This window comes from Arthrobacter sp. ISL-48 (genome assembly GCF_018613805.1).
Taxonomy (GTDB): Bacteria; Actinomycetota; Actinomycetes; order Actinomycetales; family Micrococcaceae; genus Arthrobacter.
The window spans coordinates 335,779-347,663 of record NZ_JAGGPL010000003.1 but is presented as its reverse complement, the minus strand read 5'-3'; the positions used below and the strand labels follow the sequence as shown (position 1 = coordinate 347,663).

Below are 11,885 nucleotides of genomic sequence, written 5' to 3'. Positions count from 1 at the left end.
TCTCCCTCGCCGGCTCGTCATCACTGTATTGACGAGCACACCAACCGGTGTGTGACACGGAAAGGAATGTGACATGACCGAACCAATTCTGGTCACGGGCGGTACGGGAACGATCGGTAGCCGTGTCGTGCCGCTGTTGAGAGCGGCGGGAAGCGACGTCAGAGTCTTGACCCGCCACACTCGCGAGAACGCTCAGGGCATCGAACACGTGTACGGCGACACCGTCAAAGGCATAGGGCTCGAAGCCGCCCTTCACGGCATCAGAACGGTGTTGCATCTGGCCGGTGGGGCCAGCGGAGACGACATCGCCGCCCACAGGCTCGCGGAGGCCGCTCGTATTGCCCGTATCGACCATCTGCTACTTATCTCGGTCGTCGGCGCCGACCGAATGCCCATCGGCTACTTCCGCAAGAAGGCCGCCGCCGAGCACGCGTATGCGGACTCCGGTGTTCCGAATACCATCCTGCGGATTGCGCAATTGCACGACTTTGTCCTTCCTGTGGCGCGTACCATGTCCCGGCTGCGACTGGCTCCGCGCGACCTGCACTTCGAATCTATCGACGTTGACGCGGTCGCTGCGCACGTTCAGCAATTGGCTTGCGGCTCGCCCTCGGGTCGGGTCAGCGATCTGGCCGGTCCTGAAGTGCTCGACGCCATCACCGTGACGCGCATGTACAACGACGCGAAACGACTTTCTCGTGGCATCCACGGATTCGGCATGCCTGGCACAGCCGGGACCGCCTACCGCGCCGGCCATAACCTGTCCGCCGCGCCACAACGAGCCTCCATCACGTGGAGCTCCTTCCTCGCCACCAATTAGGAATGCAAAGTGTCCAACGACGGCGGCTCCAGACCGGCCGTTGGCTCGTCCAGAAGCAGAAGAAGGGGGCTATGAATCGTGGCAATAAACAGCGCGAGGCGCTGCTGCTGCCCACCGACAACTGCTTGAACCTTTTGCCCAATCCTGTTCAAGCCCTATGGTCCGCATACTCGCGAAGATCTGCCCACGTTGGCAGGCGCGCTGGACGTACCTCAGGACGCGGCTCTCGCACGCCAGTTGATGCGAACAGGGATTCGATTCCTATTTCTGTCAGTGGCTTGTGGCAGCGATTGATCGTTCGTATAGGACAGGAGTCCTCAAGGTAAGCCCACTGGTCAAGGCGTTAGTCCCGCCCGGCTTTTCGGATCTGGTGTTCGAGCACCTTGGTCTGGAAGGCGCCTACCACCTTGTTCTTCAGATCTGTGGGGACGCGGACCATCCCCTCCTGCGCCACTGATGCCACATGCAGCCCGTCCCGGTTGAAGATCTTGCCGGTTGCAAGCCCGCGGGCGCCCTGGGCGCTCGGGGACTCCTGCACGTAGAGCAGCCACTCGTCCACCCGTGCGGGACGATGCCACCACATGGCGTGGTCCAGGCTCGCAACGTTCATGCCCGGCGTGATCCAGCTCAGCCCGTGCCGGCGCAGGATGGATTCCAGGATGGTGTAGTCGCTCGCGTAGGCGAGGGCCGCCCTGTGCAGGTTGGGGTTATCGGGCATTGGGCCGAATGTTTTCATCCAGACAGCGTTCCGCGCTTCCTTTTTGCCCTTGGCGGAAACGTAGAGGGGCGGGTCCACATGCCGGATGTCGAAAGGCCGCTCGTAGGACCAGTGCCGCGCCACGGGATGATCGAATTTCCCCAGCAAGTCTGCCGTGCTGGGAAGCGACTCGGGGTCCGGGATGCCCTTCGGCATCGTGGATTCGTGCTCGACGCCTTCATCCTCGCCCTGGAAGGACGCGATCATGGAGAGGATCGGCACGCCGTCCTGGTAGGCGTGGACACGGCGTGCCGAGAATGACCGCCCGTCGCGCAGCCTCTGGACGCCGAACGTAATGGGTTGATTGGCATCCCCTGGGCGGAGGAAATACCCGTGCATCGAATGCACAAACCGGTCAGCATCCACGGTCCGGATCGAGGCGACGAGGGACTGCGCAAGCACCTGGCCTCCGAACACCCGCTGATGGGGCTGCTGCTGCGAGGGTCCCAGGAAGATGTCCTCGTCTGTCCGGGCGCCTTCAAGCTGGCCCAGATCCAGGAGTTTGATGAGCGATGAGGTGGGGTCCCCGCTGGGCGGCGCCAGCAATCCGGCTTCGGCTTCAGTCATGGTTCGACTCTAGACGCCGCCCCGGCACTGCTCAACCGGGGTGCAGACGGTAGTGTTCTTAGTGTGTCTGATCTACTCACCCACTCCTTTCGGTTCGCAGATCCGCGCGATCTCGCGGACCTGCGCACCTTCGCGACGCGAGCCAAAGCAATTGACGACGGCGCCATCCGGCTTCAGGCCGCCGGTTCCGTTCTCGCCGCCTACGTCTGTGTGCTCAGGCCCCGGCTGCTGGGTGAGGCTACGCCCACCATCCTGGGCCTGCGCACCATGGGATTGGCGGAACGGTCCGCCGTGGATGTTACCGTTCCACTCGCGGCGGTCCTGGACAGGCTGGCCCGGGCGGGGGAGGACGACGTCGAACTTCCCGTTCCGCCGTCCACTGTCACCGAATCATGGACAGGAGTCAGCGCCCCGAGGACGGGCTGGGAGCTGGTCACTTCCGTTCCCGATTCCGATTTGCGGCGGGCCGCCGAAGCGGGCATCACCGAGGTTGCCGGGATTGTGCCGGACAAACCCGGAGCCCTGATCGTCAACAACGCCCGGGCAGCGGTCTGGGGCCGGGCAATCGATGAGTCGGGAGTACCGGCCGGAGCAGCGTTCGCCGCGTTGACCCTGGGCTTCCTCGCGGACGGGGATCAGAAGCTCTACCGTGCGGGCCGATGGTACCGTCTCACCGGAACGCGCGGGCATGTCCTCGTGCGGACCGGCAGCGGCCTGGGGCTAACCTCTGGGGCCTGAAGCCTCAGGCGTCAGATGCGCTGTTCACCATGGAAAGCGCCGCACGTTCCATGTAGTCCCACAGTGTTGTTTCATACAGCGGGGGCAGCTCAAGTGAATCAACAGCCGCCCGCATGTGGAACAGCCAGCGGTCCTTGGCCTCTGGAGTGACTTGGAACGGCATGTGCCGCATCCGCAGCCGGGGGTGGCCGCGCTCCTCGCCGTACGTGGTGGGGCCGCCCCAGTACTGCTCCAGAAACATGAGGAAACGCCGTTTGGCGGGCGCCAGATCTTCTTCCGGGTACATGGGGCGCAGCAACGGATCTGTTGCCACGCCGTCGTAGAAGACGTCAATGAGCCGCACGAATGTCTCGTGGCCGCCCACGGCATCGTAGAAATTGTCCGTGTATCCGGGCTGGCTGAAGGGATCGTTCTGCATCAGCTGACGCGGCTGCTGCGGTTCGGCAGGTGTGGTCATATCGCTATTCTCCGGCCTTTTGTTCAGTCTTTTTGTTGTCCGCGGAGGTGTGCCCGCCCGCGGCCTCGTCAGAGCCGGCCCCGGATGTATCCGGCAGCGGCACATAATTGCCCTGTGAACGGTTGCCCACCCGCAGGATCTCGCCATTGCGGAGATACCAGATGGCGCCGTCCTCGGAACGGACCCGGGTGATGCGCAGCCCCATGGACTCAACAACACCTACGACCTCGCTGGTCTCGATGACGTCCCCGATCCCGTACTGATCCTCAATGGTAATGAAGATCCCCGCCAGGAAGTCACGGATCAGCTGCTGGGCGCCGAAACCGATGGCAACACCCAGGATTCCCACACTGGTCAGCAGCGGGGTGATGTTGATGTCGAGGTTCTGCAGCACGTACATGATGGTGATCACGGCCACGAGGACTCCGACGATGCTGTTGAGCAGTGAGCCGATGGTTTCTGCGCGCTGCACGCGCCGTTCGTGGTCCAAGGCCCGCAGCGCCGGGGCAACCCATTTGAAATGGGGTTTCTTGAAGAAGTTGCTGCCGGAAGCCACGCGCCTGCTGATCCGGGAAATCAGGAAAGTTGCCACCAGCCACACGGCAACACCGATGCCGAGGCTGATCACAATGCCGGGAACACTGATTCCATCGGGTTGGGAGGTCAGGGGAGGGGTGATGGACAACATGCTGAACATAGGCGGGGCTGCTCCTTGGGGCTCTCCGGCGCCAGCCGGGGATGATGAAAGCCAGGCGCGGTGTTTCGCTGCGCGCATAAGGCTCTATTCTCCTTTAACCCTAGCGCCGTAGCGTGTACTCATGCGCATCCTCATCCTGGGCGGAACCGCCTTCCTCTCTGCAGAAATCGCCCGTCAAGCCGTTGCCGCAGGTCACAGGGTCACGTGCTTGGCCCGCGGTTCTGCGGCCGAGCCACCCGGCGGTGTCCGGTGGCTCAAAGCCGACCGTTCACTGGGCGCGAACAGCTATGCAGAGGCGTCGGGAGACTGGGATGCGGTCATCGAAGTCGCACGTGATGCAGAGCTGGCCAAAGAGGCCCTCGCGAGCCTTGCAGGTCGGGCGGCCCATTGGACCTTCGTTTCCAGCTGCTCCGTCTACGCGGACCACTCCACCCCCCAGGCGGACGAAGACGCGGAGCTCCTGCCGCCGGTGCCCGCGGGGACAGCCTCCACGCCGGAGAATTACGGGGAGTCAAAATCGGCCATCGAGCAGGCCACGCTGGAGGCTGCCGCCGGTAAGGCCCACCTTTGCCGCGCCGGCCTGATCGGCGGCCCGGGCGACGGAACCGACAGGTACGGTTACTGGCCGGCCAGGTTCGCGCGGGACAAAGAGCCTGCCCTGGTTCCGGACATCGCAGGGCAGTCCACCCAGGTCATCGACGTCAGGGACCTCGCAACATGGATTCTTGACGCTGCGGCCCGCGGCATCACCGGAGCTCTGAACGCCGTAGGGGAGCAGGTCCCGTTCGGTGAGTATGTCGCGGCGTCCGGGAGCGTTGCAGGCTATCAGGGGCAGGTCCTCCTGGCACCGGAGGACTGGCTGGCCGCCCATGGGATCGATTACTGGTCCGGTCCCGATTCGATGCCCCTGTGGCTGCCGCCGGACCATGACGGTTTCTGCCGCCGTAGTAATACGGCCGCGAAAGCTGCCGGAATGACCCTGCGGCCATGGCAGGAAACCCTCAGCGACACGCTCGAGGATGAACGCAGCCGCGGCCTCGGCCGCCACCGCAAGGCAGGGCTGGCGCCCGCCACCGAAGCCCGCCTGACCAGGGAACTGATGGAAACGACATGACGGCTGCGAAGGGCTGATCAGGCCTCGGCGAGCGGCAGTACCAACAGGTAGCCGGTCGGCAGATCGCCGCTCCAGCGTCGCGGTTCGCGGACCACGAACTGCGTCGCCAGCTGCTCGGGGGTGAGCAGGCTGTTGGGCGCGGGCGACGGACCCCACTGCCCGCTGCCGTACGGATGGAGCGGATCCTGGACGCGGATGCCGGTGACCAGGAACTCGGGGAACGTGTCGGGATCGCCGAGCGACTCAAACCCGCTCATCACCCAGGCGTGGCGACCACTCCACATGACCAGACCGACCGGCCGGCCCGTGTCGGCGATGGCGCGCGCCGCGGTCTGCAGCGCATCCTCATAGTCGGCGATGCTGACCACGGTGTATGGCCCCATCCCCGCCTCGGTCAGCACCTTCGCCCAACCGAACGGGTTGGCACCGTTGAACGAGTTGGACGACCCTGCCCGGGCCATCTCCCACAATTCGCCCTGCTGAGCGGGATCGGCCCATGTGCCGCCGCCGGTGTCGTCGATGAGGTTGTGCGCGATCTGGATGCTCGCCGCAACACACCAGTTGATGGTGTACTGCGGCACGAAGTCCCCCTCCTGGTAGAGGTTGAGGGCGAACGGTTGAGGTACCGGGGGTGGCGTGGGGGCCGGTGTCGGGGTGGGGGTCTGGGCCCCCTGAGGAGCGAGGGTGACGTCACCCGTGGCTGGCCCGGCCGAGGAAGCCGGGACCGGTCGATCGGTGACGGCATCGTCGAGGCCGATCACGGGCGCACAGGCTGTAAGGAGGGTCGCCAGGGCGACGAACCAGGCCAGAAGACGCGAACGGGCACCGATCATGATCGATCCAGTCTAACGCCGCGCGGCGGGAATTCCTCGTCCAGGGGGGACACAGCGCCCACGGACATCGTCCGGCTACGCCAGCCGCGAGACGCGCCTAGCCGGGCACCGTGACGGGTGAATGCAGCACCGGAAAGTTAACGCTCCTGGCGATGAAGCAGACCTGGTTGGCTTCGTGGTGCAGTTGTGCGGCGAGTTCCACATGGGCTGGGTCCGCCACCGCCACCCGCGGGTTAAGCGTGACGTTTTCGAACTGCCCGCTGCCGTCCCGGTTCAGGCGCATCACCCCCGTGGCGTCGTCCTGGTAGTCCGTGACCACCACCCCGTGCCGCACCGCCACGTGCAGGAAGGACAGCATGTGGCACTGCGCGAGGGCGGCCAGGAGCAACTGCTCAGGGTTGTACCGTGTCCTGTCCCCGTGGAACGTGGGATCGGCCGAACCACTGAGGACCGGCAACCCGGGGATCTGGACGTCGTGGTCCCGTGAATAGCCACGATAGGACGACGTGCCCTCTCCCAGGTTTCCGGTCCACCGGACGGACAGGGAATACTGGTGCTCACCCATGCTCATGTGATCAGCCTAATGGCGGCGGCTAGACGTCGGCCGCACGTGCGCGCAGCGCCCGGGCTACGCCGTCGCGGTTTTCCAGCATCATCCGCCGTAGTGCGGCGCTTTCCGCCGGGAGCGCGGCCAGGAACCCGTCCGTCCGGTCGACTGTCGCCTGTGTGGTCAGCAGCGCGGGATAGAGGCCGACGACGATTTGCTGGGCCAGTGCGTGGGTGCGGCTGGCGACGACCCCGGGGACGGCTTCGAAGTACTTTTCCGCATAAGGCTCCAGGAGCGAGCGGTCCAGCACCCGCATGAATCCGTTCACGGCCGAACCCTGCAGGGCGTTCGACAGATCGCCCTTGACCACGATCGACTCCCAGGCCGCGGCCTTGGCCTCCGGCGTCGGGATGGCGGCCTTGGCCAGGGCTGCGGCGTTCTGCCCGCTGGCAGTGTTATCGCGCTCCAGCTCGGCGTCGATGTGTTCCTGGCCGAGCCGGCCGCCGGCCACCAGTGATGCCAGCAGCTCCCAGCGCAGGTCCTGGTCCATCGCCAGCCCGTCAAGGGTGATGGAGCCGTCCTGAAGCCCCGCCACGTTGTCCAGCTGCTCACTGCTGCGTGCCAGCAGGGCGAACGACTTGATGAACTGCAGCTGGGCGTCGGACCCGCCGGGCACGGATGTTGCCAGTTGCCACAGCCTGTCCGCGGCGGCCGCGGCTGTGGCTTCGCGGTGCCCTTCGGCGACATAGAAGTTCAGGGTGGTGGCAAGCTGGCGCAGCTGGACCAGGATGACGGACGAGTCCGACTCAGCCGCCACGTTGGCCAGGATCAGTTCCACGTACCGGCGGGCTGGCGTCTCGCCGTCCCGGGCGGCGTCCCAGGCCGAGTTCCACACCAGCGTGCGGGGAAGGCTCTGGTCGAAATCCTTCAGGTGCCTGGTCGCGGTGGCAAGGGACTTCTCATCCAGCCGGACCTTGGCGTAGGCAAGGTCGTCATCGTTGACCAGGATCAGGTCAGGCTGCGCGATGCCCGCCAGGGCAGGAACCTCAGTGCGCTCGCCGTCGACGTCGAGCTCTTCACGGTGGACCCGCTCCAGCTTGCCGTCGCCGTTGAGGTTGTAGAAACCCACGGCTAGGCGGTGCGGCCGGATAGTGGGCCACTCGTCGACGGCGGACTGGAGGATGGCGAAGGAGGTCAGCTTTCCCTCTCCGTCCACTTCGAGTTCCGGGATGAGGGTATTGACCCCGGCAGTCTCCAGCCACAGCCGTCCCCAAAGGTCCAGGTCACGGCCGCTGGCCTTCTCCAGTTCCACCATCAGGTCGCTGAGTTCGGTGTTCTGCCACGCATGCTTGGCGAAGTACTCGCGCACCCCAGCCATGAACTGCTCGGGTCCAACCCATGCCACCAGCTGGCGGAGCACCGACGCACCTTTGGCATAGGTGATGCCGTCGAAGTTGACTTCAACATCCTGCAAGTCGTTGATTTCGGCGAAGATCGGATGCGTGGTGGGCAGCTGGTCCTGGCGGTAGGCCCAGGATTTCTCCACGGAGGCAAACGTGGTCCACGCACTTGTGAAGGATGTGTTCTCGACGGCGGCCAGATGCGACATGTACTCGGCGAAGGACTCGTTGAGCCAGAGATCGTTCCACCAGCGCATGGTCACGAGGTCGCCGAACCACATGTGTGCCAGCTCATGCAGCACGGTGATCGCCCGTCGCTCGACCTGCGCACCGGTAACCTTGCTGCGGAAGACGTAGCCTTCCAGGATGGTCACGGCACCCGCGTTTTCCATAGCGCCCGCATTGAACTCCGGCACGAACAGCTGGTCATACTTTTCGAACGGATACGGGCAGCCGAACTGCGCCTCGAAGAACTCGAAGCCCCGCCGGGTCAGTTCAAAGATGTTATCCGCGTCCAGGTACTGCATGAGCGACTTGCGGGCAAAGACACCTAACGGGATCATCCGGCCGTCGGAGCTCGCCACCTCGCTGCGGACCGACTGGTAGGGGCCCGCGATCAGGGCGGTGACGTACGAGGACAGCCGCGGCGTGGCGGCGAACTTCCAAACGGAGCGGGTACCGCCGTCGTCCGCCGGCTCGACTTCCTCCGGGGCCGGCGTTGGGGAGTTGGAGATGACGTCCCAGTGTGACGGTGCGGTGACGGTGAACGTGAACGTCGCTTTGAGGTCGGGCTGCTCAAATACTGGGAACATCCGGCGGGAATCGGGTACTTCGAACTGTGTGTACAGGTAGACCTCATTGTCCACCGGGTCCACAAAGCGGTGCAGGCCTTCGCCGGTGTTCATGTAGGGAGCATCTGCGACCACTGTCAGTTCATTCGTACCGGCAAGGTCCGGAAGCTGGATCCGGATCCCGTCCGATACTGTGGCCGGATCCAGGCTGGTGCCGTTCAGGGTGACGCTGTGAACCGCGTGCGTCACGGCATCGATAAAAGTGGAGGATCCCGGCCTGGCCGTGAACTTCACGGTGGTGGTGGTGCCAAAGACCTTGTCGCCTTTGGTCAGGTCCAGGCTGACATCGTAGGAATCGACGGCGATCAGTTCGGCGCGCTCGCGGGCTTCGGCGCGCGTCAGGTTCATACCTGGCAAGTGGTGCCTCCAGAAGGTTTGCGGTTGCCGGCGGGCAGCGGCCTGCGCCGGCACTGTGAAAACATTCTTTCACTTCATGGCCGGTTGGCAAGTTGCGCGGATCACATCGGGATCGTGCGCAAATGCTGCGGGACTGGCGCCCGCGCCGGGGAGTAGCGTTAATGCATGGGAAAGTTCCGTGATGCGGTGGATGCCAAGGCGCTGCGGTTCGCAGTGGGGTTTCCCGTGGTGCTGGCCGCGGCTTTCGTGTTCTGCGCTTCGTTGTTGCGCCCCAACCTTCCGGAGCCGCTGGCAATCAGCTGGACGGACGGCGGCGGTGCCGCCTTCGCTCCCTTCGCCACCTATGCGGCTGGCGGCGCGCTGGTTATCGTGGCCGCGGGCTGGCTTGTCCTGTCGCAGGCGGTCCCCGTTTCCCGGCCTGCCATGATGCGCAGGGTCATGATGGGCGCAGGGCTATTCCTGTGCCTCTTCCTCACCAGTGTCCTGGCTGCCGGGCTGGTGGGACAAACCGGACTTCCAGATGCGCGGCAGTCCCGCCTGGACCTCACGGTGCTTGCGCTGGGAAGCGGCGCTGCGGTATCGCTGGGTGTGATCATGGGCTTCGTTTTCAAGGCGGACAGGCAATGGACGCCCGAGGACGACCGGGCATTCCAGCAGGCCGTTATCCGGGAGCTCGATCCCGAACTCCCGGAGGACACCATCCGGCTTTGGGTGCATGCGCGCAGCTCCGTCTTCGTCATGATCGCCGTTGCCAGCGTGTTCCCGGCTGCCCTGATCTCCATAGCCTTGCCTTGGGTTGGCGCCTTGCTGGTGGTCCTGGCAGTTGTCGCTGCAGCGTTCCTGTGCGCCCGAGTCAAGGCCGACCGCAGCGGCCTGCGTGTGCTGGTAGCAGGCGTGGTGCCGGTCATGCATGTGCCGGCGGCGGCCATTTCCGCCGCAAACGCCTCCGACGTCCGTGCTGCGGACTACGGAGGGTGGGGCTACCGGAACCACAGCGGCACCGCGGCGATGCTCGTCAGCAGCGGGCCCGCCGTCGTCGTGCGCAAAACGGATGGGCAGAGGCTCGCAGTGAGCGGCGGCAGCCCGGCAACGGCTGCCAGGCTCGCAGAGGTCCTCACCCGCGTGGCCGCTAGGGCCCGCCGCAGCGGTGCCACCGGCACTGCGGCCGGTGAGCCTGATTCCTGACGCTGCGCCGTTGTGACGAGGCAGTACTGATAACGCAGGCCTGGCAAAGCGGTCCAGATACTGCTGCGTCCCAATATTCCTGCACCCTAGTATCCTTGTCCGTGTTGATCTGACCCTGGCCTGAACCAGCCCCCGCTGGCCACTAGCGCTCAAAACCGAACGGATACTGTCGTGACTTCTTCCCCTGCGTTCCCGCGGGTCCACATCGCCACCGACCATGCAGGGATGGAGCTCAGCGCCCACCTGGTCAGCCACCTCACGGCCAAGGGTTACGACGTGGTGGACCACGGGCCCAAGGTCTACGACGCCCAGGATGACTACCCGTCCTTCTGCATCAACGCCGCGCTCGCTGTCGTGGCCGACCAGCGGGCCGGCATCCACGCCCTCGGAATCGTGCTCGGCGGCTCGGGCAACGGCGAGCAGATCGCCGCCAACAAGGTCAAGGGGGTCCGCGCCGCCCTCGCCTGGAACCACTCCACCGCCACCCTCGCCCGGGAGCACAACGATGCCAATGTCATCGCCGTGGGCGGCCGCCAGCACACGGTGGAGGAAGCCACCACACTGATCGAGGCCTTCCTGGCGGAACCGTTCAGCAACGACGAACGCCACGTCCGCCGGATCGGCAAGATTGCCGCCTATGAAACCACCGGCGAGGTCATCGAATAGTGCCGGAAGGGCACTCGATACGGCGCCTTGCACAGCAGTTTGGCGACGTCTTCACGGGCGAAAGACTTTCCGTCACCAGCCCGCAGGGCCGGTTTGCCGCCGGTGCCGCGCTGCTGGACGGCCACACGCTGGTGGACTCCCGAGCCCATGGCAAGCACCTCTTCCTGCATTTCGACCATGCAATGGTGCTGCACATCCACCTCGGGCTCTACGGTGCCTGGGATTTCGGCGGCGACGCCACCTTCCGTGGCGCGTCCAGCATTGGCGCCCCCAGAAGGGTGGGGGAGCGGGAGGCGTTCGACGGCGGCCCCGGGACAGGGTACTCCGGCCCGCCCGCCCCGAGGGGTGCCGTCCGTGTCCGACTGGTCAGTGGGCACGGCTGGGCAGACCTGCGCGGCGCCACCACCTGTGCGGCGATTACCGAGACGGACGCGGAGGCGGTACTGGCCCGGCTGGGGCCGGATCCGCTCCGTAACCTCCCGTCGGACCGGGCCCGTTTTGTGGCGGGACTGCAGTCCCGGAAGACCCCGATTGCGGCCCTGCTGATGGACCAGAAGGTGATTGCCGGCGTCGGAAACGTCTACCGGGCCGAAGTGCTGTTCCGGCAGCGGCTCGATCCGTGGCTGGCGGGCAACGCTCTGTCCCGCGCGGCTGCGGAACTCCTCTGGGAGGACACTGCAACACTTATGTCCGACGGGGTCCGCGACGGACGGATCATCAGCACGCCGTCGGAGTACTGGGAAGCGGGCGCCGCCTTGCCGGGTGGTGATGAAGCGCATTACGTCTACAAAAGGCAGGGGCTGCCGTGCAGGGTCTGCGCCGGGCCAGTGGCACTGACGGAGCTCGTCGGCCGGAAGCTCTACTGGTGCCCGGCCTGCCAACAGAAATAGCTGCCA

At 65.3% G+C, this 11,885-nt stretch carries 13 protein-coding genes; 6 read left to right on the top strand and 7 right to left on the bottom strand.

Annotated elements, in window-relative coordinates:
• Positions 1–73: 73 nt before the first annotated feature.
• Complete coding sequence (locus J7E83_RS05435; RefSeq protein ID WP_214959786.1) at positions 74–820, top strand: SDR family oxidoreductase; 747 nt, start codon at positions 74–76, stop codon at positions 818–820.
• Here the strand turns inward: J7E83_RS05435 and J7E83_RS05430 are convergent.
• Together J7E83_RS05430 and J7E83_RS05425 are read right to left on the bottom strand one after the other, a co-directional pair.
• Positions 817–972, bottom strand: coding sequence for an ATP-binding cassette domain-containing protein (locus J7E83_RS05430; protein WP_214959785.1), 156 nt, complete (start codon positions 970–972; stop codon positions 817–819). The two genes, J7E83_RS05435 and J7E83_RS05430, sit on opposite strands and share 4 nt — an antisense overlap.
• 191 nt (positions 973–1,163) lie before the next feature.
• Entirely contained in the window at positions 1,164–2,144 is a 981-nt protein-coding gene (locus tag J7E83_RS05425; RefSeq protein ID WP_214959783.1) for an acyl-CoA thioesterase II, read from the bottom strand.
• 63 nt (positions 2,145–2,207) lie between these two features.
• Between J7E83_RS05425 and J7E83_RS05420 the strand changes: the two genes are divergently transcribed.
• Positions 2,208–2,882: a hypothetical protein gene (locus J7E83_RS05420; protein WP_214959781.1), complete on the top strand. Its 675-nt coding sequence runs from the start codon at positions 2,208–2,210 to the stop codon at positions 2,880–2,882.
• Between the two features lie 4 nt (positions 2,883–2,886).
• Here J7E83_RS05420 and J7E83_RS05415 read toward each other — a convergent pair whose 3' ends face one another.
• The gene (locus J7E83_RS05415) at positions 2,887–3,339 is read right to left on the bottom strand and encodes a globin (RefSeq protein WP_285289310.1); all 453 of its coding nucleotides are present in this window, start codon (positions 3,337–3,339) and stop codon (positions 2,887–2,889) included.
• A gap of 4 nt (positions 3,340–3,343) precedes the next feature.
• Positions 3,344–4,036: a mechanosensitive ion channel family protein gene (locus J7E83_RS05410; RefSeq protein ID WP_214959779.1), complete on the bottom strand. Its 693-nt coding sequence runs from the start codon at positions 4,034–4,036 to the stop codon at positions 3,344–3,346.
• A 121-nt stretch (positions 4,037–4,157) separates the two neighbouring features.
• Here J7E83_RS05410 and J7E83_RS05405 point away from each other — a divergent pair, with 121 nt between their 5' ends.
• Positions 4,158–5,150, top strand: a complete 993-nt coding sequence (locus J7E83_RS05405; RefSeq protein WP_214959777.1) for an NAD-dependent epimerase/dehydratase family protein — start codon at positions 4,158–4,160, stop codon at positions 5,148–5,150.
• Between the two features lie 17 nt (positions 5,151–5,167).
• Here the strand turns inward: J7E83_RS05405 and J7E83_RS05400 are convergent, their stop codons facing one another.
• From J7E83_RS05400 to pepN, 3 genes are all read right to left on the bottom strand, one after another.
• Complete coding sequence (locus tag J7E83_RS05400) at positions 5,168–5,983, bottom strand: hypothetical protein (RefSeq protein WP_214959775.1); 816 nt, start codon at positions 5,981–5,983, stop codon at positions 5,168–5,170.
• 97 nt (positions 5,984–6,080) lie between these two features.
• Entirely contained in the window at positions 6,081–6,554 is a 474-nt protein-coding gene (locus tag J7E83_RS05395) for an OsmC family protein (protein ID WP_214959773.1), read from the bottom strand.
• 22 nt (positions 6,555–6,576) lie between these two features.
• Complete coding sequence (pepN, locus tag J7E83_RS05390) at positions 6,577–9,129, bottom strand: aminopeptidase N (protein WP_214959771.1); 2,553 nt, start codon at positions 9,127–9,129, stop codon at positions 6,577–6,579.
• A 174-nt stretch (positions 9,130–9,303) separates the two neighbouring features.
• On the opposite strand from pepN, the gene J7E83_RS05385 reads away from it, so the two are divergent.
• From J7E83_RS05385 to J7E83_RS05375, 3 genes are all read left to right on the top strand, one after another.
• Entirely contained in the window at positions 9,304–10,323 is a 1,020-nt protein-coding gene (locus J7E83_RS05385; RefSeq protein ID WP_214959769.1) for a hypothetical protein, read from the top strand.
• Positions 10,324–10,494: 171 nt separating this feature from the next.
• Positions 10,495–10,989 carry a ribose-5-phosphate isomerase gene (locus J7E83_RS05380; protein WP_214959767.1) on the top strand — a complete coding sequence of 165 codons (495 nt, stop codon included), beginning with the start codon at positions 10,495–10,497 and terminating at the stop codon, positions 10,987–10,989.
• Complete coding sequence (locus J7E83_RS05375) at positions 10,989–11,879, top strand: DNA-formamidopyrimidine glycosylase family protein (protein ID WP_214959766.1); 891 nt, start codon at positions 10,989–10,991, stop codon at positions 11,877–11,879. The genes J7E83_RS05380 and J7E83_RS05375 overlap by 1 nt, the downstream gene beginning before the upstream one ends.
• Positions 11,880–11,885: the final 6 nt, after the last annotated feature.

Bases quoted from the DNA above. Each gene is read 5' to 3' on its own strand.
- J7E83_RS05435 (WP_214959786.1), top strand. From the start codon at position 74: ATGACCGAACCAATTCTGGTCACGGGCGGTACGGGAACGATCGGTAGC.
- J7E83_RS05425 (WP_214959783.1), bottom strand. From the start codon at position 2,144: ATGACTGAAGCCGAAGCCGGATTGCTGGCGCCGCCCAGCGGGGACCCC.
- J7E83_RS05415 (WP_285289310.1), bottom strand. From the start codon at position 3,339: ATGACCACACCTGCCGAACCGCAGCAGCCGCGTCAGCTGATGCAGAAC.
- J7E83_RS05410 (WP_214959779.1), bottom strand. From the start codon at position 4,036: ATGTTCAGCATGTTGTCCATCACCCCTCCCCTGACCTCCCAACCCGAT.
- J7E83_RS05405 (WP_214959777.1), top strand. From the start codon at position 4,158: ATGCGCATCCTCATCCTGGGCGGAACCGCCTTCCTCTCTGCAGAAATC.
- J7E83_RS05400 (WP_214959775.1), bottom strand. From the start codon at position 5,983: ATGATCGGTGCCCGTTCGCGTCTTCTGGCCTGGTTCGTCGCCCTGGCG.
- J7E83_RS05395 (WP_214959773.1), bottom strand. From the start codon at position 6,554: ATGAGCATGGGTGAGCACCAGTATTCCCTGTCCGTCCGGTGGACCGGA.
- pepN (WP_214959771.1), bottom strand. From the start codon at position 9,129: ATGAACCTGACGCGCGCCGAAGCCCGCGAGCGCGCCGAACTGATCGCC.
- J7E83_RS05385 (WP_214959769.1), top strand. From the start codon at position 9,304: ATGGGAAAGTTCCGTGATGCGGTGGATGCCAAGGCGCTGCGGTTCGCA.